This window comes from Streptomyces sp. NPDC004134, assembly GCF_042874195.1.
GTDB lineage: Bacteria > Actinomycetota > Actinomycetes > Streptomycetales > Streptomycetaceae > Streptomyces.
In genome coordinates, this window is record NZ_JBIAMS010000009.1 from 94,244 (window position 1) to 117,507 (window position 23,264).

The window sequence follows — 23,264 nt, forward strand, 5'->3', positions numbered from 1 at the left end:
GCGCAAAGCCCTGGGTTGACAACTTCTCCAAACTTCCCGCGCAATTTCTTGCGTGTGGAAACGCATCGGCGGTGGTGCATCCGGGACTTGATCACGCCAGGTGAGAATGCGTTCACCGTGAGCAAACCGAATCGTCCCGGGTCGGGCACGGCAACCATGTCTGAACTAGCGCGCCTTATCGGGCAATCGGCATACGTGTCGCCTCAGGAATGGGATCGGGCTACGGATGCGCCCATTCACCATGCCCACTTTGCGGCGGAACACCGCCGTGGGAAACCCGTACAGGAAGACGGCCGGCCACCGCCGCCCGCCGGGAGCGGGCGGCGGTGGCCGGTGTCGGGCCGGGTGCAGGTCCCGCGGCACTCCCCCGGCTACCGCGTCGCCTGCTTGCCGGGGGCAGGGGTGTTACGGGGCACCGCGGCGCTGCGCCTCGTCGGTGCCGTCGGGCCTCGCCTCGGCCTGCGGGACGATGCGGTACGTCGCCCCCGCCCTCGTCTGCAGCCTGAGGGTGTCGCCGTCGGTGGAGAAGCCGGCGGGCCTGCCGTTGTCGCGGTAGACCCGGACCTTTCCGCGGAACGCGTCATGCCGCAGCACCGCTTTCCCGCCCTCGGCCGAGGCGAGCCGGATCTCCGTGGGGCTGCCCGCCCGCCACGTCGTACCCACGGTGAACGCACCCCGGGCCTTCAGCCCGTCGACGCTCCCGTCCGCCCAGGCACTCGGCAGCGCGGGCAGGACGTCGATCGTCCCGAGGTGGCTCTGGAGCAGCATCTCGGCGACCCCGGCGGTGGCGCCGAAGTTCCCGTCGATCTGGTACGGCGGATGTGTATCCCAGAGGTTGGGGAGAGTGCTCTGCGCGAGCTGCTGGGTGAGCAGCTTGTGCGCGCGGTCGCCGTCGAGCAGCCGCGCCCAGAAGTTGATCTTCCACGCCTTGCTCCACCCCGTGCCGTCGTCTCCGCGGGCGTTCAGCGAGACCTCGGCGGCTTCGGCGAGCTTCGGCGTGGTGACCGGAGAGATCTGCCGGCCGGGGTGGACGGAGAAGAGGTGCGAGACGTGCCGGTGGTGCTCGTCCGGGTCGTCCAGATCGGCCTTCCACTCCTGCAACTGCCCCCAGGATCCGATCCGCAGACCCGGGTCCAGCTTGTCCAGGACGGCTTTTGCCCGCTTGGCGAATGCCCTGTCGCCGGTCTTGGCGGCGGCTTCCGCGGTGTCCGTGAAGAGGTGCCAGAGGATCTGCTGGGACATCGACGTGCCGGCGGTCGCGGGACCGATCTCCGGGGAGCGGCTGGGGGTGGCGACCAGGGTGCCGTCGGACGGGTCGGTGCGCAGGTTGCCGATCCAGAACTGCGCCGCCTCCTTCATCACCGGGTAGGCGACCTCGGCGAGGTAGTCCTCGTCGAGGGTGAAGCGGTAGCGGTCGTAGAGCTGGTCGGCGAGCCAGGCGCCGGACTCGGGGAAGAAGTACGCCGGGTGGTCCCAGGCGCCGGTCTGCCCGTAGATGTTGGAGGCGTGGTGGGCGACCCACCCCTGCCCGACCCCGAACATCTGCTTCGCCGTCACCCGTCCGGGCTCCCGCAGGCCGTCGACGTACGTGGACAACGGCTCCGCCGTCTCGGCCAGGTTGGCGACGTCGGCCGGCCAGTAGTTCATCTGCAGGTTGATGTTGAGGTGGTAGTCCGCCTGCCAGGGCGGTGCCTCCATGTCGTTCCACACCCCCTGGAGGTTCGCCGGCAGCGAGCCCGCGCGGGAGGAGGCGGCCAGCAGATAGCGGCCGTACCGGAAGAACAGCTCCTCCAGCGCGCGGTCGGCAGTCTCGGGCCCCTCGCCGTACCGGCTCAGCAGCTCGTCGGTCGGCACGTCGGGCATCTCGCCGCCGAGGTCGAGCGCGACCCGGTCGAACAGCTCGGCGTGGTCGGCCTCGTGATCGCGCAGCAGCGGTCCGAAGCCCTTGGCCGCCGCGCCGTCGGCCAGCGCGGTCACCCGGGCGTGCGGGTCCTCGCCGCGGTAGCGGGGGTAGTCGGCGGCGTAGTCGGTCCCGGCCGCCAGGACGAGCGTCACCTCGTCGGCGTCCCGCACGCTCACCGTGCCGTCCGCCCCGTCGGTGCGCGAGCCGCCCTCGTTGAGCACCTGGAGCTGGGCCTCGTACGCCAGGCCGTTGCTGTCGAGGGCGCCGCTGACCGTGATCCGCCCGTCGTGGGCCCCGGCCGCGCTCGTGCGGTTGGCCGGGACGCCGATCCGGGAGGTGAGGTCCACCTGCCCCGGCCGGTCGGCGCTGATGCGGGCGACGATGACGCCGTCCGCCGCGGTGGCGAAGTACTCGCGGGTGTACCTCACGTCGCCCGACCGGTAGGAGACCCCGGCGACGCCCCGGCCGATGTCCAGCTCCCGGCGGTAGTCGGTGACGGGCGCCGTCTGTTCGGGGAAGTCGAGCCGCAGGTCGCCGAAGCTCTGGTACGCCCCGAAGCGGCGGTGCCGGGGCGAGTCGGACACGTGGCCGAGCTTGTCGCGCACGTACTCCGGGGACACCTGGCCCTCGTCCCGGATCCGCTGCCTGACCTCTTCCAGCGCGCCGGGCCGGGGCTCGTCCCAGTTGCCGAAGTTGTAGCCGGAGACGCCAGGGCCGCCGGTCCACAGGGTCTTCTCGTTGAACTGGAGGCGCTCGGCCTCGACGCCGCCGAACACCGCCGCGCCCATGGCGCCGTTGCCGATCGGCAACGACCGCTGCTCCCAGCCGTCGTGCGAATCCGGCGCGGGCTCGTCGTACCAGAGAACGGACCCGGGGTCGGACCCGCGCGCCTCGGTGTGCGCGGCCGGGGCACCGGCTAACGGTGAGGGATCGACTGCGGCTGAGGGGACGGTGAGTGCCGCGCACAGCGCGAGCATGCTCAGTCCGGTCACGGTGCGTCTGCCCATCTGGCTACTCCCCACACCTGGATACATCGGAGGTGTTTCGGGAGTGTAGTCAGCGGACGGGGAACGGAATACCCCGGCGACGGGGTGAGATCGGATGTCTGCGCCTCTGGGCTGGCGTCTCCGATCCCGTGGGGATGGACCGGGGCCGGCGGCCGCGTGCACGGCTGGTTCCCGGAGGGCCTCGCTCGCGGACGTGTCGGCGGCTGGTGCGAGTTTCCCGCCGCCGCGGCGGGCGGGGTCAGGTTTCTTCGTCTTCGTCTGTGTCTTTTTCTTCGCCTTCCTCGCCGGCGAACCTGCTCGCCAGCAGCATGAGGCCCAGGCCGATCGCCACACCGCATACCGTCCACAGCACCCGGTAGCCCTCGACATGGTAGTTGGCACGCTGCGGAAGGCTGACCAGGATGAGCACTCCCGCGGCGACGGCCCCGCAGTAGAGCGCGTAGTTCCAGAGCCGGACCGCCACGGCGTGCATCAGCAGGACGATCGCGACCACTTCGAGCCCGCGGGTCACCGCGAACAGCTTGGTCCCGGTCTCACCGGCGGGCAGCAGGATCAGCAGCGAAGCCGCGGCGGCGCCGACCAGAGCGCCGACGAGGCGCTGCGCGGCGACGAGCGTGGGCTGCTCCAGACTCGGCTTCATCGCGATGACAGTCGCGACCGGGATCCAGTAGCCGTACGAGAGGTCCGGCCCGAAGGCGAGCGCGCAGGCCCCGGCCACGGCCGCCGCGCGGATCGCCGCAAACGTGATCACCGGCCAGGTCGGGCGCTGCTGCGAGGTGTCACCCGGCAGCTCCGGGACCGGCTGGGGCCGGTCCCCGCGGCCGCGGACCAGCCACTCGACGAACGTCACCGCCATCCAAAGCGCCGCTCCTCCCGCCCAGGCGAGCACCTGGGCCCAGATGTGGTTGGTGAGGCGAGCGTGGTGGTGGTGGAGCTGGAACGCGAGCGCGAGGGCGACGATGAACCAGATGTTGAGAAGCAGGGCGGTGGCGAGGCTGCGTACCTCGAACGCGACCGCCAGGCCGGCCACGAGTGTGACCCCGAAGGCCGCGAGCACCAGCCAGCCCCAGGCGTCTCCGCCGATGCCGAAGCCCAACGCGGTCACCCCCGCGCCGACCAGCGAGAAAGCGGAGACATGCACGGCGCGGTGCCGGTAGCTGCCGCCGGGGTCGTCCAGCGCGGCGAACAGCAGCCCGAACAGCGCGCTGAGCAGGTACTGCTCGTGGCCGATCGCCCAGAGGACCAGCATCGGCACCAGCGCGGCGTCCAGGAACACGATCGCCCGTGGCCAGTTGAGCCCCGCGGCGTCGAGCCTGAACACCTTCGACAGCTCTCTCGCGGCCTCCCCCCGGAGGACCGTGGCCGCTTTCGGAGTACTGGAACCCGCCATGACCGCCTCGCTCGTCTGGTCTCCGGAAATGCCGCTGCGGTCCCGCATTCTCCGGCCCTGCCGTGACCGCGGCGAAGAGACGCGCAGGCCAGGGCCACATAGGGCACGTCTACCAGTCGTACGGCGGATGCGCGGGCGCAGCGGGCGCACCGGCCACGGGCTGTCACGGAAGCACAGGGTCGCGGCTTGCATCCGGTGCTCGGCGCGGCGGCTCCGGCACCGGGGCCGCGGCCACAGCGCGGCTCCGTCCACCACGCAGCCCCGCTCGCCGACTGCCCGGGACCGCCGCTTTCGATGCTCGATCCGGGACGGGTGAACCTCCTGTTGCTGCCGGCTGCACGCCGTATTAGCGTGGTGTAGACGACGGTGTGTGGATACCGCGAAGCGCTGCGGCCATATCCGGTTCTTCCGCCGGTCGAGGAATCTCGCCCTTCTTCGGCGACTCACGCCAAGGGTCCCCGGGTGACAGGCGCTGGGAGGTCCGAAAATGACGAGTCAAGCCGGAGCACCCTGGGGAGATTCCGGCGCCGACGGGTCCCGCTATCTGCCCGTCGCCGAGCATGGTCTGATCGGTGATCTGCGCAGCGCCGCGCTGGTGGGCACGAACGGCACGATCGACTGGTACTGCTGTCCGCGCTTCGACGCGCCGAGTGTATTCGCCTCGCTTCTCGACGCCGAGCGCGGCGGGTCCTTCGAACTCGCGGCGGATGTCCCGACCCGGAGGAAGCAGTTCTACTTCCCCGATACGAATGTGCTGATCACCCGCTTCTCGGCGGACGACGGTGTCGGCGAGATCCAGGATTTCATGCCCATCGTCGACGACTCGCGCGAGGCCGACCGGCATCGGCTCATCCGCCGCGTGGTGTGCGTCCGCGGGTCGCTGCCTTTTCGTGCCCGGGTGGCACCCCGCTTCGCGTACGGGACGGAGCCGCACACGGTGCACGCGCAGCGCCGTCAGGTGGTCTTCGAATCGCCCTCACTGACCCTGGCGCTGACGTCGAGTGTCCCGCTCGAAGTCTCCGGCCCGGATGCGTGGTCGGTGTTCAAGCTGCACGAAGGCGAGTCAGCCGTCTTCGCGCTCGACCAGGTCGGCGGCGACGTCCTGCCCCGCCACTGCCCTGTGACCGAGGCCGAGGAGCAGTTCAACGCCACCGTGCGCTACTGGCGGCGGTGGCTGTCCCAGTCCCGCTACCGGGGCCGCTGGCGGGAGGTGGTGCACCGCTCCGCCCTCACCCTGAAGCTGCTGACCTACGCCCCGACCGGCGCCATCATCGCCGCGCCGACCACCAGCCTGCCCGAGCACATCGGCGGAGAGCGCAACTGGGACTACCGGTACGTGTGGATCCGTGACGCGGCGTTCTGCGTGTACGCACTGCTCAGGCTCGGCTTCACCGACGAGGCCAAGGCGTTCATGGGCTTCCTCTCCGAGCACGTCCGCCTCGAATCGGCCCAGGGGCCGGGACCCCTGCAGATCATGTACGGCATCGACGGGCGCCATGCCCTGTCCGAACGCGAGCTTCCGCACCTGGAGGGCTACCGGGGCTCGGCCCCCGTACGCGTCGGCAACGGCGCCGTCGACCAGCTCCAACTCGACATCTACGGGGCGCTCGTCGACTCCCTCTACCTCTACGACAAGTGGGGGCAGCCCGTCTCCAGCGCCTACTGGGACGGGATCAGCGCGCTGACCGACTGGGTGTGCGACAACTGGGACCAGCCCGACCAGGGGATCTGGGAGAGCCGCGGCGGACCGAGGAACTTCCTCTACTCACGGCTGATGTGCTGGGTGGCGATCGAACGGGCCATGCGCATGGCCCAGCACCGCGGACTGCCCGCAGACCTGGTGCGGTGGGGACGCTCCCGGGACGCGATCTACCGCCGGATCATGCACCACGGCTGGTCCACCGAGCGGAACGCCTTCGTCCAGTACGAGGACAGCCACCTCCTCGACGCATCCCTGCTGATGATGCCGCTCGCGAAGTTCGTCTCCCCCACCGACCCGAAGTGGCTCTCCACCCTCGACGCCCTGACCGAGGACCTGGTGTCCGACTCGCTGGTCTACCGCTACGACCCGATGATCAGCGCGGACGGGCTGCCGGGCGAGGAAGGCACGTTCTCGATCTGCTCGTTCTGGTACGTCGAGGCCCTGACCCGGGCGGGCCGCGTGGAAGAGGGCCGGCTCGCGTTCGAGAAGATGCTGACGTACGCCAACCACCTCGGTCTCTACGCCGAGGAGATCGGCCACACCGGGGAGCAACTCGGCAACTTCCCCCAGGCGTTCACCCACCTCGCCCTGATCAGCGCCGCCTTCAACCTCGACCGCACCCTGGGCTAGCCCCGTCCGGCACCTCGCGCCGTCCGAAGCTGGCGCAGGGTGTCCGCGACACCTGGGAGGAGGCCGGGCGGAACCGGTCGCTGGACCGGCCGATCGCGGTGCGGTGGCGGCGGTCGCAGCGGCCCGTCGCCAGCCGGCACGCAGCCGGCACGCCGGAGGGCCACGGCCACTCGCAGGTACGCCTCTGGCCCGTTCCCCGCACCGCCGCGGCCCAGGGCACCGCGAGCGAAGGCAGCATCCACGACTTGTTCGACGCCTATGTCGGGGTGGCCTCCGGCCGGGTCGTCGTCCTCGGCGGCCCGGGCAGCGGCAAGTCCGACGCGGCGCTCCTCACCGTGATCCGCGCCCTGGACGAACGGGACACGCTGCCCGAAGAAACGCGCTCCCGCTGCCCCGTGCCGGTGCTGCTGAGCATCGTCGGCTGGCAGAGCGGCGAGCCGTTGAACCACTGGCTGGCCCGCAGGGATCGCCGCCGACTACGCCGTCGGGCGCGAGGATGCCGGCAAGCTGGTCGACGGGGGCTGGATCGCGCTGTTCGTGGACGGCTTCGACGAGATGGACGAAGGACTGCGCAGAGAGGCCATCAGACAGCTCAACCGCGCCCGCTACCCCGTCCTGGTCTTCTCCCGCCCCGGCCAGTTCGCGGACGCGGTCGCCGACGGGCTCCTGAGCCAGGCCGTCGCCCTCGAACTGGTGCCGGTGGCGGCGCCCGACGCGGTCGACTTCCTGCGCGGCCTGGATCAGCCGCCGGAACGGCTGATCGCCCATCTGACGAACGAACCTGACAGCACCGTCTCGGCGGCGCTCACCAAGCCACTGACCCTGACGATGGTGCGCGACGCCTTCCCGCCGCGGCACCTCGCCGGCCTCGACGACATGCTCGCCCGGCACTTCTCCTCCCCGCGCGACGTCGAGGCGTACCTGCTCGACCGCCTGGTGACGATCCGCTACCAGGAGGACGAGACGGCCGCGTACCCACCGCCCGACGCCGAACGGTGGCTGACCAACCCCGCCCGCGCGATGGCGGGCAGCGGAACGTACAGCTTCGACTGGAGGCGCCTCCACCACGTCTGGGACCGGGTGTCCCCGTGGCCGCGCATCGCCGCAGCGGGCCTGCTGGGCCTGCTCGTCTCGGTGCCCGGCGGCCTGCTGGCCTTCGGCCCCGGCCACTACATCGCCTTCGACGGCCGGACGGGCGTGGGGTTCGGGGCGGTGCTCGGGCTCGTGGTGGGCACGTCGGTCGGTCTCACGGCGGGCCTCGTCTCCGAGCTGCGCGACCCCGTGCCCCGCCGGCGCCTGCGCCGCCGCTCCGCTACGGCGGGATCACGGTGGCGGGCCAACTGGGGCGCGGGGGCGCTGGTCGCCATCGTGATCGGGACGACGGTCGGGAACAACCGGTTCGGGGCGGCGGGGGCCGTCGGATCCGGCCTGCTCACGGAACCGCGGCCGCCCTCGCCGCCGGGCGGGTCGAGGCCGCGCCGGGGTGGACGTTCTGGGCCCGGTGGAAAGGCGTGTACCGCTGGCCGGTGCTGGCCGCGGGCGCTGTCGGCGGGATCTGCGTCGGCACGAACGCCTGGCTGGAGAACCCCGGCGATCTGGACCCCGGCTACGGCGCACTGAGCGGGTTCGGTTTCTCGATCGTCGTCGTCATCATGATCGGGGCCGCCCGCCCCTCTTCCGTCAAGAAGGCGGTCACCGACCCCCACACGTCATGGGTGCGGGAGCGCCGGTACGCGTTCGCGAGCGGGTCGGTCTTCGGCCTGGGGCTGGCGGTCGCCTTCGGCGCGGGCAACTTCCGCACCAAGGACGTCAGCGCGTCGACCATTCCCTTCGTCGCGCTCGGCAGCTTCGTGCCGTTCAGCGCCGCCGCCAACGTGACCATCTCCGACCACTGGCGGACCACGCTGCTCTTCCTCCAACTGCGGCTGCGCGGCACGTTCCCCCTGCTCGGCATGAGGTTCCTCCACGACGCGTACGAAGGGCGCCGCGTGCTCCGCGCCGAGGAGCCGCACTACCAGTTCCGGCACGCGACACTGCAGGACAGGCTCGCCCGCAAGCAGCAACCCACCGCGGCCCTCCAGTCGCCCCCCGGCCCCGGTCCAACGACCGACCACGTCGGCCGCACCCGGATCCTCCCCCACTCAACACCCCCCGCGAAGACCCGATCTGAGAACACCCCCGACGACGACCCACCCCATCGATCACCCGCTGCCGGGTGTCCGCCGGGGGCCGTCACACCGCCGGTACCGCGCCTCATGGATGTGCGCGTCGATCGTCAGGTCGGCGAAGGTGCGGAGGAACGCAGCGTCCGGTGCAGGTGCGGCGCTGCGCAGCGCGGGTACGGGCGATCGGATCCTCGAGTTCGAACGGCTTGGTTCGGCCGTCAGGTGCCGAGCGTGCTGATGCTCTCGGCCATCTCGTCGAGGAAGTTCTGTAACTCCGGTCCCGAGCCCGTGGACGCCAGCAGGAAACCGAAGAGCACCGCGACGATCGCGGGCCCCGTCTTGACCGAGCCGCTGCGCATCAGCACGATCAGGATGATCCCCGTCATCAGCACCACGGACAGTGAGATCGCCACGCCCTCATCACCCCTCAGTTCCCTCTTCGCCGCCCGGGCCACCCGCCGCCTGCGCACCCCGGCGGCGTATCCGAAGTCGTACGGCTTTCGATGTGTGTCGTACCGGGACCCGCCGGAAGGTGTCTCCGCGACCCGCACCCGTCCCCGATGGCCGGGACGGCTTCGGCCGCCCTTCGTCGGGCATCGGTGTCAGGCACCACGCTTGTCGGTGAGGACCGGCGTCCTGTCACCGGCCGGGGCCGCCGCGTGGGCCCGGCCGCCCGCCGGCGCACCGGCGGGGCCCTCGACGGAGACGTACGGCAGGATTCGGTCGATCGACTTGGGCAGATACCAGTTCCACTTCCCGAACAACTGCATGGCCGCCGGTACGAGGATCGTGCGCACCACCAGGGCATCGAGCAGGATGGCCACGGCCACGCCGAGCCCGAACTCGGCGATGATGCGCATGCCGACGAACACGAAGGCCGTGAACACGCAGATCATGATGATCGCGACAGCCGTGATGATCTGCCCGGTGGCGGCCTGGCCGCGCCGGACGGCGAGGTTGTTGTCGCCGGTGTGCAGCCATTCCTCGTGGATGCGGCTGACCAGGAACACCTCGTAGTCCATCGACAGCCCGAACAGGACGGCCAGCATCATCGGCGGCAGGAACGACTCCACCGGCCCGGCCGGGCCCGCGCCCAGGGCGGACGAGCCCCAGCCCCACTGGAAGACCGCGACCACGATGCCGAACCCGGCGCCGGCCGAGAGCAGGTTCATCACCGCCGCGGTGAGCGGGATGACGACGCTGCGGAAGGCGAGCATCAGCAGCAGGCATCCCAGGACGACGACGATGGTGACGAAGAGCGGCATCCTGCCGCTCAGTTCGGACGCGAAGTCCTTGTGCACGGCGGTCTGCCCGCCGACGTAGACGGTGAGCCCGTCCTTCTCGTGCGCGGGGATCACGCGGTCGCGCAGCGTGTCGATGAGGTCCGACGTCTGTTTCGACTGCGGGGATTCCGTGGGGATGACCTGCATGGTCCGCACCGTCGCGGCGGGTGTGGCCGGAGAGGTCCGTACCGACGACACACCCGGAACGGTCTCGATCTCCTGTCCCAGCCGGGTGAAGTCGGTCGCCGCCTGCGGGGACGGTACCTTCGCGACGAGTTGCAGCGGGCCGTTGTGTCCGGGGCCGAAGCCGTCGGCGAGCAGGTCGTATGCCTGACGCGTGGTGGTGTCGGACGGGTTGTTGCCGGCGTCGGAGGACCCGAGCCGCAGCGAGAAGAACGGGATCACCAGCACCACCATGACCACGGTCGCCATGATCGTCAGCGGCACCGGCCGCTTCTGCACGAATCCGGCCCACCGGGCCCACCCGCTGGAGACCTGGGCCTCGCTCGGCCCCTCACGCTCGAGCCGGGCGCGCTGGCGGCGGCTGAGCACCCGCATTCCGAACACCCCGAAGAGGGCCGGCAGCAGGGTCACGGTGACCGCGATGGCGAACGCCACCATGATCCCCGCCGACAGCCCGATCCCGGACAGGATGCCGAACCCGAGGATGAGCAGGCCGAGCATCGCGACCGCGACCGTACCGCCGGCGAAGACGACCGCCCGGCCGGAGGTGTTCATGGCCGCCACGGTCGCTTCCTGCGGGCTGAGCCCGGCCCGGATGCCGTTGCGGTAGCGGGCGACGATGAACAGCGCGTAGTCGATGCCGACGCCGAGACCGATGAACGCGGCGATGATCGGGGCGGTGCCGGGGACGCTCATCACCTGGGTGAGGAGGTCGATCGCGAAGATCGCGCTGCCCAGCGCGAGGACGGCGGCGATGAGGGGGATGGCCGTCGCCAGCAGGGACCCGAACGCCAACAGCATGACGATCGCCGCGGCCAGGATGCCGATCAGTTCGCTGCTCGACGTCGAGGGCTTGTCCAGCTCCCCGACCGCCTTCCCGCCGAACTCCACCTGCAGCGCGTCGCTGCGCAGCTCCGAGCCCAGGTCCATGACCTGCTGGATGTTCCCGGTGTCCAGGCTCTGGCTCTGCTCGGTGAAGGTGACCGTGGCGTAGGCGGTCTCGCCGTCACGGCTGATCTGCGCCGCCCCCCTCGGATCGAAAGGGCCGGCCACCGCGCCGACCTCGGGCACGTCGGCCACCTCGGCCAGCATCCTGTTCACGTCGGCCTTGACGGCCGGGTCGGTCAGCTTGCCGCCGGTCGCATGCAGCACGATGGTGCTCGTGTCGCCGGAGGTGCGCTTGGACTGCGACTCCAGCAGTTCCAGGGCCTTCGTCGATTCGGTGCCGGGAAGGGTGTACTTCTCCGTGAAGGAGGAGCCGCCCGCGGCCTGCACGCCTCCTGCCAGGATCGCCAGGAGCAGCAACCAGCCGCCGATGACGATGAACCGGTGCCGGAAGCACCACCGCGCGATCCCGCTCATCGGCTTCCGCCCGGGGTCTGATGGGTGTCGAAATGGAGCACAACTCTGCTTTCGTGACGAAGGTCGGGCTCAGCGCCTCACCGCGCTGCACGCTGCACGGTCCGCTCATCCGTGACCCGCGGACTTTTCTGCAGCTCGAAGCCTGCCTCCGCGGACGCCCCGGCGTCGTCAGGCCGGGGTCTGGTGCCGGCGTCCGGCCAGGGGGGTACCGGCCGCCGCCATACAGTCCTGGATGTACGCGCGGGTGCGACCCTGAGCCGACAGCCGCTCACCGCCGTGCGGCTGCCGTACGGGTCGGCGGGCCCGGCCGGGCGCGCGGCCTTGTACGGTGGCTGCCTGCGGTGCCCCTACCGACGTCCGCATCCGGAGGCCGGCGATGACGATTCGGGTGGTCGTGGCCGACGACCACATCCTCGTACGGGCCGGCTTCAGCGTGCTCGTCAACGCCGCGGAGGGGATGGAGGTCGTCGCCGAGACCAGCACCGGCCGCGACACCGTGGCGGCCGGCCGCCGGCACCTGCCCGACATCATCCTGATGGACGTCCGGATGCCCGACATGGACGGCATCGAGGCCACCAGGCAGCTACTCGGCGACCCGGCCACCGAGGCCATCCGGATCGTCATCCTCACCACCTTCGACCTCGACGAGTACGTGTTCGCCGCCCTCAAGGCCGGCGCCAGCGGCTTCCTCCTCAAAGACACCCCGCCCGAGCAGCTCCTCGCGGGAATCCGCACCGTCGCCGCCGGCGAGGCTCTCCTCGCGCCGAGCGTGACCCGGCGTCTCATTCGTGACTTCGTCAGCCGCCCGGCCCTCGACTCCGGCGTCTCGCCCACCCTTCTCGATCCGCTCACGGAGCGCGAGCGAGAGGTCCTCGTCCACGTGGCCGCGGGACACTCGAACGCCGACATCAGCGCACAGCTCCATATCAGCGTGGCCACCGTCAAGACCCACGTCAGCCGCCTGTTCAGCAAGCTGCAAGCGCACGACCGCGCCCAGCTCGTCGTCATGGCCTACGAGACCGGCCTCGTCGAGCAGGCCCGGCGACGGTGAAGCGCGGCCCGGCGCCGGGCCGCGGCGGGCTTCGGTAACGTCAGTTCAGGTCAGGATGCGTTTGCGAGGGCGCGGGCGGCGCGGACTCAGGTGGCGTCCCGGTGCCGGTCACGGGGCCGGACTCGCCCGTTCGCAGCAGCGCCTGGACCCGGAAACCGTCGCCGTGCGGGCCGGCGCGCAGACAGCCGTCGAACAGGGCTGCTCGCTCACGCATGCCGATCAGCCCGTGACCAGCCGCGGTGGCGGACCCGGCGGCGGAGCGGAGTGCGGGCTCCTTCCGGCGGTGCGGCTCGGAGGGGCCGCTGTCGGTGACGTCGACGACCACATCCTCGGCGCGGTATTCGATGCGGAGGGTGGCCCGGGTCCGCCCGGCATGGCGTACGACGTTGGTGAGGGCCTCCTGAACGATGCGATACGCCGACAGGTCCACTGCGGCGGGGAGCGGGCGGGCCGTACCGCGGACATCGAGGCGCAGGTCGACGCCGGCACTGCGGATCTGCTCGGCCAGCGCGGGCGTGTCGGCCAGTCCGGGGGTGGGAGTGAGCGCGGGGTCGACGGCGTCCTCGTGGCGCAGTACCTCGACGAGCAGCCGCATCTCGTGGAGGGCCTGGCGGGTGGTGGTCTCGACGATGCCGAGGGTCTCCGCCACCTGGGCCGGATCACTGTTCATGACCATGCGCGCGACACCGGCGCGGACCGCGATGAGGCTCATCGAGTGCGCGACGATGTCGTGCAGTTCGCGGGCGATGACCAGGCGTTCGTCGATGGCGGCCCGGCGGATGCGGGCGGCGTGCTGACGTTCGCGCTCGGCCTCTTGCTCGGCAGCGGCGGTGATCCTGTTCCGGCGCTCCCGGGCGGCAAGGCCGGCGAACCAGCCGACGCAGACGATCGCGACGTTGGCGATGAGCACGGCCTGCCAGCTCGGGGAGACCCGCCCGATGCCGACCCCGGCGGCCATCAGCAGGCCGGCGGCACCCGGGGGGACCCACCACCACACGTACTCCGCCGTTTTCGCGACGGTGTAGCCGGTGACGGCGACGCAGACCGACACCTGCGGCGCGCCGCCGAGCGCGGCGACCATGAAGGCACTGAGCGACGCCACGGCGAACGACAGGCGCGGAAAGAGCCGGCGGGCGGCGATGGGGAGAGCGGCGAACACGACGCCGACGGTCCGCAGCGCGGACTCGCCGCCGGCGCCATGGGGGGCGCCGGTCCGGGCGTCGGCCCAGAGCAGAGCGACGCACAGCAGGGCGGCGAGCGCGAAGTCGAGGAGGACCAGGGGGTGCGGTCGCCTCGTCAGAAATCGCTGAACCTGCCGTGCTTGAGCGTTGCCGGACACGCCCTCAGGCTACGCATAGGGAGAGTGCCGGTTCGTCAGGTCACGGTCGTGTTCACCGCATGCATCGCGGGCTGTACGCGGGGCGGGCAGTACACCTCTGGTCGCACCCGTCCCCCTCGACGCGGGGGACGTGCTCGCAGGTGCGGAGTGGAGCCAGTACGGTGCTGGCTCCACTCCGTGACGGGGGTGTCACTGGAACTGTGCGAAGAACCTCCAGATCTCTGCCTTGGTCCAGGTGGTGACGCCGCTTTCGTTGGTGGAGCCGTCGACCGGACCGGGTATGTGGCCGCCATCGAACGCGGCCCATTGGACGGGGTACCCGGCTCGGCAGCCCGCGTAGGTGGTGGTGATGTGCGTTCGGCTGCCCGGTGCGGGCTCGCGCGGGCTCTGGGAGGTGCAGCCGTTGGTGCCGACGAAGGTGTCGCGCAGGGACCGTCCTTGCGAGATGTTGAGGACGGAGTCGCCGATGCCGTGGATTCCGAAGTAGGCGATCGGCTGGGTGCCGCCGCTGCACCCGCTGATCTGGGCGCCGGAGATGACCGCGACGGCCCTGAAGACGTTCGCCCGGCTGCACGCGAGTGCATAGCTCATCCCGCCGCCCCAACTGAACCCGGTGGCGAAGCGCTGCGCCGTGTCGACGCAGAGGTCGCCCTCGATTCGCCGGATCATGTCGTCGACGAAAGCGACGTCCTCACCGCCCGAGTTGGCCCAGCCGTTTCCGAGGCCCTGGGGGGCGACGAGGATCGCGCTGTCGTCCGACTGTTCCTGCTGGCCGTAGTAGGACCAGGCGGTCCCGCTCGTTCCGCCCGAGGCGACGTCGCCGGCGGTTCCGCCCCGCCAGTGGAACGCGAAGATCAGCCGGTAGGGATGGCTGTTGTCGTAGCCGGCGGGGACCCTGAGGATGAAGCTGCGGCTCTTGCCGCCGCTTTGTATCGTGTGCGTACCGCTGGTCAGGGTCGGGGTGCTGCCGCATCCACCGTCGCCGCCACCGGACGACAGCTTGATCATCTGCCATTGCTGGTTGGCGCCGCCCCAGTCGGCGTACTGGACGACGTTGGCTCCGTCGGCGGTGGAACTGCCCTGCACCTCCACCGCCTTGCCGCTGTTGCGGTTGATCAGCCGGACATGGCCCGCGTCGGAGTCCGCCAGGCGGAACTGCTGATTGGCTCCGTTGTGGTCGGCCCACTGCTGGATCGCGGCACCGTCGGCGGTGGAGGTGCCGGACACGTCGAGGACCTTGCCCGAATGCCGGGCCTTGAGCCGGTAGAAGCCGCCGCCGGAGTCCACGAACTGCCACTGCTGGTTGGCTCCGTCGTGGCGCGTCCACTGGCTGACCCGCGCGCCGTCGGCGGTGGACACGCCGGAGACGTCCAGCGCCTTGCCGCTGTGGCGATTGACCAGGGCGTACCAGGCACCGGTGTCCACCGTCGCCGCCTCGGCGGGCGCCGGATTCGCCACGGCGAGCGTGCCGATCGCGAGGGCCGCCGCCACCAGGGCGGCGATCCGGGACCACCAGCGGTGTCTGCGTAAGGGGGCGGAGGAAGCCGCCGCACCGTAGGTCTTCATCGGTTCACCCTTCCTTCGAGCAGGTCCCCTCAGGTGCGGGTCCATCGCTGGTTGCTGCCGTTCGAGCAGGAGTAGAGCTGGATCGGGGAGCCGTTGGCGGTTCCGGAGGCGTCGAGGCAGAGGCCGGACTGGACGCCGACGATGGATCCGTCGGAGTTGAGGCGCCATTTCTGGTTGTCGCCGCCCCAGCAGCTATAGATCTGGACTTTGGTGCCGTTGCCGGTGCCGGCGGCGTCCAGGCACTTGTTGCCGTAGACCCTCAGCTCGCCGGCGTCGGTGGGGGCCCACTGCTGGTTGGTGCCGCCGTGGCAGTCCCATAGCTGGAGCTGGATGCCGTCGGTGGTACTGGCGTTCGGCACGTCCAGGCAGCGGCCCGAAGCGACGCCCTTGATCTGTCCGGAGTCCCCGGGCGGTGTGGTGGAGCCGCCGTTGAGGGCGTTGAGGACGGCCGTGTAGGCGGGCTTCTTGCTGCCGTCGCCGTTGAAGAGCAGCGGCGTGTCCTGCGCCCGCCAGGAGTCGGTGTCGCGCACACCCCAGACGGTGATGCCGAGGCAGCGCGGGACGGCCAGGCAGTCGTTGGTCACGTTGGCGTACGTCGTGGGCGAGGCGCCCTGGATGTCGAGTTCGGTGATGGCCACGTCGACGCCGAGGGCGGCGAAGCTCTGCAGGGTGGTGCGGAAGTTGCTGTTGTAGGGGCTGCCGCTGTTGAAGTGCGACTGGAAGCCGACGCAGTCGATCGGTACGCCGCGCTGCTTGAAGTCCCGGACCATCGAGTACACGGCCTGGGTCTTGGCCCAGGTCCAGTTCTCGATGTTGTAGTCGTTGTAGCAGAGCTTGGCGGCGGGGTCGGCGGCGCGCGCGGTGCGGAAGGCGACCTCGATCCAGTCGTTGCCGGTGCGCTGCAGGTTGGAGTCGCGCCGCGCTCCCGAGTTGCCGTCTGCGAACGCCTCGTTCACGACGTCCCACTGAGTGATCTTGCCCTTGTAGTGGCCCATCACGCCGTTGATGTGGTCGGTCATCGCCTGGCGCAGCGTGCTGCCGCTGAGGCTCTGCATCCAGCCGGGCTGCTGGGCGTGCCACGCCAGGGTGTGGCCGCGCACCTCCTTTCCGTTCTGCACCGCCCAGTTGTAGACGCGGTCACCGGCGGAGAAGTTGAACTGGCCCCGCTGCGGCTCGGTGGCGTCGATCTTCATCTCGTTCTCGGCCGTCACCGAGTTGAACTCGCGGTTGGCGATCGACGTGTACGCCGAGTCGCCCAGCCTGCCCGAGGCGATGGCGGTGCCGAAGTAACGGCCGCTCTGTGCCGCCGCGGCGCCGAGCGTGCTCTCGGCGGCGTGGGCGGGCGGGGGCGCGGCCAGCGTGGCGACCGCACCGAGGACGCAGGCGATCAGCGCCAGCAGCAGGCCGCGGACCTTTCGGCGGATGACGAGTCCGGGTAGGGCGTACGAGCCCATGGCTGTTCCTCCAAGGTAGAGATCACGGAAGGACTGAAGCGAAGGGGGAATGCGCCGTCGTCGCCCACTCGGCAGACGGACGGGGCCGGCCGCGATCGGACGGCACGGAATCACCGGACACCGCCGTCAGGTGACCGTGACCCTCGCCGCCGGCGGGGACGGCATCCGCCCGGCCGGCAAGGGACGTGCGGCGGGTGGCGGCGGTGTTTCGACAGAGGCATGGGGGTGCTCCGAAGCGGCTCAGCCGGGAGACCGGCACGCGGCGTCGCGTACCTCTCCGACTGCTCGGAGAGCCAGGACGCACTGGGCGGGCCTCACCGGTACGAAACGGGGTGGCGCAGATGCTTTGGTGCGCGGATCTGTCGTGCAGCGGTACGCGGAGATCTGCCGTTCAGCGCAGGTTGCTCAGCTCCGCCTCGTTCGACATCTCGAACTATGGTCAGCCCCTCAGACGAGGATGATTGAGGGACGACGGCGCATCGTCAACACTTCCGGCAGAAAAAGTTTCCGCTCCTGATTCGAAAATTTCGAAGCCCCGCCCCGCGGGACGTGAAGTGCCGCGGGGCGGGGCCGGGGCCGGTCAGTCCGTCGCGAAGGAGTGGACCGTGGTGGAGCGGTAGGTGTCGCCGGGGCGGAGGACCGTGCTGGGGAACGAGGGCTGGTTCGGCGAGTCGGGGAAGTGCTGGGTCTCCAGGCAGAAGCCGTCGCCCTGACGGTAGACCCGGCCCGAGGTGCCCGCGAAGGACCCGTCGAGGAAGTTGCCGCTGTAGAACTGCAGGCCGGGTTCGGTGGTCCTGATGGTCATCGTGCGGCCCGAGGACGGCTCCCGGACCGTGACGGCCTGCTCCGGGGCGCGGGTGATGCCCTTGTCCAGGACGAAGTTGTGGTCGATGCCCTTCCCGTACAGCAGTTGCTCGTGGTCGTCGCGCAGGTCCGCGCCGACCTCCTTCGGCCGGCGGAAGTCGAAGGGGGTGTGCGCGACCGGGGCCGGCTCGCCGGTGGGGATGAGGCCCTGGTCGACGGGGGTGTAGTGGGCTGCGGCGATCCTCATTTCGTGGCCGTAGACGTCGCCGCTGCCCTCGCCCGCGAGGTTGAAGTACACGTGGCTGGTGAGGTTCACGACCGTCGGCGCGGAGGTGGTGGCGGCGTAGTCGATCCGCCAGTCGCCCTCTGCGGTGAGGGTGTAGTCGACCCGGGTGGCCAGCGCGCCGGGGTAGCCCATCTCGCCGTCGCCGCTGACGTAGCGCAGGGTCAGGCCCACGCCCGCCGCGGAGGTGAACGGCTCGACGTCCCACACCCGTTTGTCGAAGCCCTTGTGGCCGCCGTGCAGACTGTGGTCCCCGTCGTTGAGCGGTAACTGGTACGTCCGGCCGTCGAGGGTGAAGCGGCCGCCGTCGATGCGGTTGCCGTAGCGGCCGATGAGCGCGCCGAAGTACGGGCTGAGGGCGACGTAGTCGTCGAGGTCGCCGAAGCCGAGCGACACGTTCGCGTACCCGCCGCGGCGGTCGGGCAGTTCCAGGGACTGCACGATGCCGCCGTAGGACAGCACCCGTATCCGGGTGCCGCCGTTGGCGAACGTCCAGCGGTCCACCCGGGTGCCGTCGGCCAGCCGGCCGAACGGCTCGCGGAAGGGCCGGGCCGGCCGGCCCGGGGTGTGCGCGGCCGCCGGGGCGGCGAGCCCGGCGGCGGCCAGGCCGCCGGCCGTGGCCGCCAGCATGGAGCGTCTGCTCGTGGTCGGGGTCATGCGGTCAACTCCTCGTCGGTGAACGTTCGGGATCGGGTCGTACGTGTCGGGGCCCGCGCCCCGCTGCGCGCTCGTTCCGGATGCCGCGGCCCACCGGCGCCGGCAGCACCGGCCCCGCGTTCGGGCGCGCGTCGAGCACGCCCGTGGTGACGAGGACGGGGAAGGCGACTTGCCTGTCCTTCACTCCCGGCCCCGCCAGGACCCGGCAGCGGCGACGGCGCGCTGGGACTCAGCCCTCGGGGTTCCTCTTCTCCCAGCCCTCCGCCCACAGGTCGAAGTGCGCCCGCTGCTGGGGGAACTCCGCCGCCGCGTCGGTGTCCAGCTCTACTCCCAGGCCCGGCGCCTCGGAGCGCGTGAAGTAGCCGTCGACCACCTCGGGCGCGCCCTTGACCACTTTCTTGATCTCCGCGTCGGCGAAGTCGTTGAAGTGCTCCAGGACCTTGAAGTTCGGGGTGGAGAAACCGACTTGGAGGGAGGCCGCGGTCAGCACCGGGCCCCCGACGTTGTGCGGCGCGAGCAGGACGTAGTGGGTCTCGGCGGTGGCGGCGAGTTTGCGCGTCTCCAGGATGCCGCCGACGTGCCCCACGTCCGGCTGCACGATGTCCGCGGCCTGGCTCTCGAAGAGTTCCCGGAACTCGATCCGGTCGTGGATCCGCTCCCCGGTCGCCACCGGTATGTCCACCCGCCCGGCCACCTTCGACAGCGCCTTGAGGTTCTCCGGCGGCACCGGCTCCTCCAGCCACGCCGGCCGGAACGGCGCCAGCTCCCGCGCCAGCCGCACCGCCGTGGCCGGGGAGAAGCGGCCGTGCATCTCCAGCATCAGCTCCGTCTCGTCGCCGACGGCGTCGCGCACGGCCTCGATCAGGGAGACCGCGTAGCGGGACTCGGCGTGGTCCAGCTCGAAGCGGCCCGCGCCGAACGGGTCGATCTTCAGCGCCCGGTAGCCGCGCTCGACCACCCGCCGGGCGGCCTCGTGGTACGCCTCGGGCGTGCGCTCGGTGGTGTACCAGCCGTTGGCGTACGCCTTGACCCGGTCGGTCACCGCCCCGCCGAGCAACTGCCACACCGGCACGCCAAGCGCCTTGCCCTTGATGTCCCAGCAGGCCGTCTCCACGCACGCGATCCCCGACATCACGATCTCGCCGGCCCGGCCGAAGTCGCCGTACTTCATCCGGCGGACGAGATCCTCGATCGCGAACGGGTCGGAGCCCGCGACGTGGTTCACCTCCGCTTCGCGGAGATAGCCGACCAGGGCGTCGGTGCGGCCCAGCATCCGGGTCTCGCCGACCCCGGTCAGGCCGGCGTCGGTGTGCACCTGGACGTAGGTCAGGTTCCGCCAGGGGGTACCGACGACATGCGTGCTGATTCCCGTGATGCGCACGGCTGATGACTCCTTCGTCCGTTCGAAATTTCGGCACATGTTCGAAATACGGGCGAGACAGTAAGGAGGTGCGCGTCGGCTGTCAACGGTCGGCGCACGGCGAACTCGCAGACCGGCCGAAAGCGCGGGCGGACCACACGGTCTGCCACTCCACCGCGTGCCGAACCTCCTGCGGTGCGCACCCTGCCGCGGTGCACGGGCCGGCGATCCGGTCGTACGGTGCCGGGCCGGCCGTCCGGAGCGGCGGCACGAAGGCCGAGTCCGCCAACCGCGCGAGCCGTACGGTCCGCTGGGACCGATCCGGAAGCCCTCGGAGGCCCAGCGCGCGGAATCGGGCCGCGTCGGTGCGGCCGCGTTTCAGGTGCTGGAGCGTGCGACAAGGCGGGTGGGGAGGATCAGGAAGCTGGGCTCCTCGCCGGCGATACGCGCGACCAGAATGCGCGCCATCTCGTTGCCGAGTGCCTGGATCGGCTGGTGCACCGTGCTCAGCGGCGGTTCGGCGATCTGCGCGATGCCGAGGTCGTCGAAGCCCACGACCGCGACGTCACGGGGCACCGCTCGCCCCGCGCGGCGCAGAGTACGCAGGGCGCCGGCCGCCATGTTGTCGTTGGCGGCGAACACTCCGTCCACATCCGGCTGCCGCTTCAGGAGCGCCGCCATGGCGGCCGCGCCGCTGGGTTCGGTGAAGTCCCCGTGTTCCGGGGGGAAAGGCCGCAGGCCGGCGAGGATCAGGGCCTCCCGGTAGCCGCGATGGCGCGCACGGCTCGCCTCGGTGTCCGGCAGTCCGCAGATCATGCCCACGCGCCTCCGCCCGCGGGCGAGCAGGTGCTCTGTCGCCTGGCGGGCGCCACCGGCGTTGTCGACGTCCGCGTACCACGGCGCCTCGAAACCCGCCGGACGTCCCCCGAAGACAACGGGGACCTCTGCCTCACGGGCGATGTCGAGCACCGGGTCGTTCTCCCGGACGGCCATGAGCATGGCGCCGTCGACGCCCCGGGCGCGCAGGAGTTCGGCCAGTCGCCGCCGGCTGCGATCACTTGCCGCGAGGCACAGCATCAGGTGCAGGTCCGCCTCCTCCAGGGCGGCGGAGGCGCCGACGATCACCCTGGCGAAGAACGGGTCCGCGAAGATCGACGGCGCCTCGCCCGAGATGACGAGCGCGACCGCGCCTCTCTGGCGGGTGGCCAGCGCCCGCGCCGTCGTGTTCGGCACGTAGTCGAGTTCCCTGATGGCCCGTAGGACCGCCGCCCGCTTCGCGGGGCTGACATGGGGCGCGTTGTTGAGCACCCGGGAGGCCGCCGAGCGGGAGACGCCGGCGCGCGCGGCCACCTCGTCGAGCGTGGGCTGCCGGCGCGGCACGTCTGTCATGGATCCCGGGCCCTCTCCGAGCCGTGGTCGTCAGGATGTCCCCCACAGGCCGGGAGCGCTTCCAGTCCTGGGACCTTAACGACTCCCCGCCCTCTGGTGAAGAGTGGCGGCGCGCCAACCCTTGACAGGTTCCCATCAGCGCCCACACTCTGACCGGAAGCACCTGCGAATCTCTGCCACAAAATGGGAGCGCTCCCAAGACCGCCGCTCCCGTGCGCCACTCGTGCTCGGAGTGCGGCAGCCCGACATCGCCGCACCGTCATGCCGCGGGCCCCGGACGAAAGCCTCGCGGCGTTCCCCTTCATGAATGAGGTTCACCCATGCGCAAACTCATACGCGGGGCGGTGGCAGCACTCCTCGCGCTGCCGCTTTTCCTGGCGTCGTCACCATCCGCGCAGGCGGCGCCCACCCCGCTCGCCATGACCAGCGGCTTCTACGTCGACCCGAACTCCAGCCCCGCGGCCTGGTCGGCCGCCAACCCCGGAGACGGCCGGGCCGCCGCGATCCGCAACTCCATCGCCGGCACCCCCATGGCCCGCTGGTTCGGTTCCTGGAGCGGCGACATCGGCTCCGCGGTCGGCTCCTACACCGGGGCCGCCCAGGCGGCCGACAAGCTGCCGCTCCTCGTCGCGTACAACATGTACGGCCGTGACGCGTGCGGCGGGCACTCCGGCGGTGGCGCCGCGTCCCCGTCCGAGTACGCCAGGTGGATCGATTCCTTCGCCCGCGCAATCGGCAGCCGCCCCGCCGTCGTCGTCCTGGAACCCGACGCCCTCGGCGACTACAACTGCATGTCCCAGGCGCAGATCATCGAGCGGCAGACCATGCTCACCAACGCCCTCTCGCGGTTCCGGTCCGCCGCACCGAACGCCTGGGTCTATCTCGACGCGGGCAACCCCCGCTGGGTCGACGCCGCCACCATGGCCGAGCGTCTGCACGCCTCCGGAGTCAGCCTCGCCAGGGGCTTCTCCCTCAACGTCTCGAACTACTACCCCACCTCGGAGAACGTGTCCTACGCCGGCGGCGTCAACCAGGCACTGAGCCAGCGGCACGGCTACAGCAAGCCGTTCGTCGTGGACACCAGCCGAAACGGCAACGGCTCGAACGGCGAGTGGTGCAACCCCGGCGGACGCAGGATCGGCACCCCCACCCAGCAGGGAGGCGGCGCCGAGATGCTCCTGTGGATCAAGACACCCGGGGAGTCCGACGGCAACTGCGGTGTCGGATCCGGCTCCACCGCCGGGCAGTTCCTGCCCGAGGTCGCCTACAAGATGATCTTCGGCTACTGACACCCGGCGCCGGGCGGGACTCCCGGGCTGTGCACGGGTCCGCCCGCCCGGGCCGACGCCACCCGCCGAACACCGGACAGCCGCAACCCATCGCCTGTCCCGCGGCCAGCGGGATCCCGCGGGACGGGCACGGCGAACACCACGGGCAGGGGCACCGAGCGGGCGGGCGCGGGCTTCTCGGGTAGCCGGATCTGGCTGCGCGCCCGCGCCGACATCCGGCCGGGGAGCGGGCGGCAGGCCCAGTTCTCGTACAGCACGGACGGCAGCGGCTTCAGCCCGCTCGGGCCGGCCTTCACGCTCGACAACGCCTGGCAGTTCTTCATGGGCTACCGCTACGCCGTCTTCAACCACGCCACCAAAGCGCTCGGAGGGAGCGTGCGGGTGGCGCGATTCGAGTTGGCAACCCCGTGACCCCGGGGCACGGAGGCAACGAAGGCAACGGAGGCA

The 23,264-nt window shown here is 70.9% G+C and carries 15 protein-coding genes and 1 pseudogene; 5 read left to right on the top strand and 11 right to left on the bottom strand.

What is annotated here, in order from left to right; translation table 11 throughout:
- Positions 1-405: 405 nt before the first annotated feature.
- Positions 406-2,910, bottom strand: a complete 2,505-nt coding sequence (locus tag ACFYVJ_RS14425) for a glycoside hydrolase N-terminal domain-containing protein (protein WP_388890639.1) — start codon at positions 2,908-2,910, stop codon at positions 406-408.
- Positions 2,911-3,148: 238 nt separating this feature from the next.
- Positions 3,149-4,231, bottom strand: coding sequence for an FUSC family protein (locus ACFYVJ_RS14430; protein ID WP_388890642.1), 1,083 nt, complete (start codon positions 4,229-4,231; stop codon positions 3,149-3,151).
- Between the two features lie 556 nt (positions 4,232-4,787).
- On the opposite strand from ACFYVJ_RS14430, the gene ACFYVJ_RS14435 reads away from it, so the two are divergent.
- Both ACFYVJ_RS14435 and ACFYVJ_RS14440 read left to right on the top strand, forming a co-directional pair.
- Positions 4,788-6,632 (top strand): glycoside hydrolase family 15 protein, encoded by a 1,845-nt coding sequence (locus ACFYVJ_RS14435; protein WP_388890644.1) that lies wholly within the window; start codon positions 4,788-4,790, stop codon positions 6,630-6,632.
- Positions 6,633-7,169: 537 nt separating this feature from the next.
- The gene (locus tag ACFYVJ_RS14440) at positions 7,170-8,252 is read left to right on the top strand and encodes a hypothetical protein (RefSeq protein ID WP_388890646.1); all 1,083 of its coding nucleotides are present in this window, start codon (positions 7,170-7,172) and stop codon (positions 8,250-8,252) included.
- Here ACFYVJ_RS14440 and ACFYVJ_RS14445 read toward each other — a convergent pair.
- The 3 genes from ACFYVJ_RS14445 to ACFYVJ_RS14455 all read right to left on the bottom strand — a co-directional run bounded on the left by ACFYVJ_RS14445 (position 8,239) and on the right by ACFYVJ_RS14455 (position 11,625).
- Positions 8,239-8,535, bottom strand: coding sequence for a hypothetical protein (locus ACFYVJ_RS14445; RefSeq protein WP_388890648.1), 297 nt, complete (start codon positions 8,533-8,535; stop codon positions 8,239-8,241). The genes ACFYVJ_RS14440 and ACFYVJ_RS14445 overlap by 14 nt on opposite strands.
- A gap of 480 nt (positions 8,536-9,015) precedes the next feature.
- Positions 9,016-9,210: a hypothetical protein gene (locus ACFYVJ_RS14450; RefSeq protein WP_388890651.1), complete on the bottom strand. Its 195-nt coding sequence runs from the start codon at positions 9,208-9,210 to the stop codon at positions 9,016-9,018.
- A gap of 189 nt (positions 9,211-9,399) precedes the next feature.
- Positions 9,400-11,625 carry an MMPL family transporter gene (locus tag ACFYVJ_RS14455; protein WP_388890654.1) on the bottom strand — a complete coding sequence of 742 codons (2,226 nt, stop codon included), beginning with the start codon at positions 11,623-11,625 and terminating at the stop codon, positions 9,400-9,402.
- Positions 11,626-12,001: 376 nt separating this feature from the next.
- On the opposite strand from ACFYVJ_RS14455, the gene ACFYVJ_RS14460 reads away from it, so the two are divergent.
- A complete protein-coding gene (locus ACFYVJ_RS14460) occupies positions 12,002-12,676 on the top strand; it encodes a response regulator (protein ID WP_388890657.1) in 675 nt (224 codons plus the stop codon).
- A 40-nt stretch (positions 12,677-12,716) separates the two neighbouring features.
- On the opposite strand, the gene ACFYVJ_RS14465 is transcribed toward ACFYVJ_RS14460, so the two are convergent.
- The 6 genes from ACFYVJ_RS14465 to ACFYVJ_RS14490 all read right to left on the bottom strand — a co-directional run bounded on the left by ACFYVJ_RS14465 (position 12,717) and on the right by ACFYVJ_RS14490 (position 21,528).
- The gene (locus ACFYVJ_RS14465) at positions 12,717-14,015 is read right to left on the bottom strand and encodes a sensor histidine kinase (RefSeq protein WP_388890660.1); all 1,299 of its coding nucleotides are present in this window, start codon (positions 14,013-14,015) and stop codon (positions 12,717-12,719) included.
- A 189-nt stretch (positions 14,016-14,204) separates the two neighbouring features.
- Entirely contained in the window at positions 14,205-15,509 is a 1,305-nt protein-coding gene (locus ACFYVJ_RS14470; protein WP_388890883.1) for an RICIN domain-containing protein, read from the bottom strand.
- A 101-nt stretch (positions 15,510-15,610) separates the two neighbouring features.
- Positions 15,611-17,035: an endo-1,4-beta-xylanase gene (locus ACFYVJ_RS14475; protein ID WP_388890663.1), complete on the bottom strand. Its 1,425-nt coding sequence runs from the start codon at positions 17,033-17,035 to the stop codon at positions 15,611-15,613.
- 580 nt (positions 17,036-17,615) lie between these two features.
- Positions 17,616-18,779 (bottom strand): aldose epimerase family protein, encoded by a 1,164-nt coding sequence (locus ACFYVJ_RS14480; RefSeq protein ID WP_388890666.1) that lies wholly within the window; start codon positions 18,777-18,779, stop codon positions 17,616-17,618.
- A gap of 229 nt (positions 18,780-19,008) precedes the next feature.
- Positions 19,009-20,160 (bottom strand): mandelate racemase/muconate lactonizing enzyme family protein, encoded by a 1,152-nt coding sequence (locus ACFYVJ_RS14485; RefSeq protein ID WP_388890668.1) that lies wholly within the window; start codon positions 20,158-20,160, stop codon positions 19,009-19,011.
- Between the two features lie 357 nt (positions 20,161-20,517).
- Entirely contained in the window at positions 20,518-21,528 is a 1,011-nt protein-coding gene (locus ACFYVJ_RS14490) for a LacI family DNA-binding transcriptional regulator (RefSeq protein ID WP_388890670.1), read from the bottom strand.
- Positions 21,529-21,848: 320 nt separating this feature from the next.
- On the opposite strand from ACFYVJ_RS14490, the gene ACFYVJ_RS14495 reads away from it, so the two are divergent.
- Positions 21,849-22,817: a glycoside hydrolase family 6 protein gene (locus ACFYVJ_RS14495; RefSeq protein WP_388890673.1), complete on the top strand. Its 969-nt coding sequence runs from the start codon at positions 21,849-21,851 to the stop codon at positions 22,815-22,817.
- Positions 22,818-22,943: 126 nt separating this feature from the next.
- Positions 22,944-23,228, top strand: a pseudogene (locus tag ACFYVJ_RS14500) (xylosidase); the annotation flags it as partial.
- Positions 23,229-23,264: the final 36 nt, after the last annotated feature.

Bases quoted from the DNA above. Each gene is read 5' to 3' on its own strand.
- ACFYVJ_RS14475 (WP_388890663.1), bottom strand. From the start codon at position 17,035: ATGGGCTCGTACGCCCTACCCGGACTCGTCATCCGCCGAAAGGTCCGC.
- ACFYVJ_RS14495 (WP_388890673.1), top strand. From the start codon at position 21,849: ATGCGCAAACTCATACGCGGGGCGGTGGCAGCACTCCTCGCGCTGCCG.
- ACFYVJ_RS14425 (WP_388890639.1), bottom strand. From the start codon at position 2,910: ATGGGCAGACGCACCGTGACCGGACTGAGCATGCTCGCGCTGTGCGCG.
- ACFYVJ_RS14455 (WP_388890654.1), bottom strand. From the start codon at position 11,625: ATGAGCGGGATCGCGCGGTGGTGCTTCCGGCACCGGTTCATCGTCATC.
- ACFYVJ_RS14480 (WP_388890666.1), bottom strand. From the start codon at position 18,779: ATGACCCCGACCACGAGCAGACGCTCCATGCTGGCGGCCACGGCCGGC.
- ACFYVJ_RS14435 (WP_388890644.1), top strand. From the start codon at position 4,788: ATGACGAGTCAAGCCGGAGCACCCTGGGGAGATTCCGGCGCCGACGGG.
- ACFYVJ_RS14460 (WP_388890657.1), top strand. From the start codon at position 12,002: ATGACGATTCGGGTGGTCGTGGCCGACGACCACATCCTCGTACGGGCC.
- ACFYVJ_RS14490 (WP_388890670.1), bottom strand. From the start codon at position 21,528: ATGACAGACGTGCCGCGCCGGCAGCCCACGCTCGACGAGGTGGCCGCG.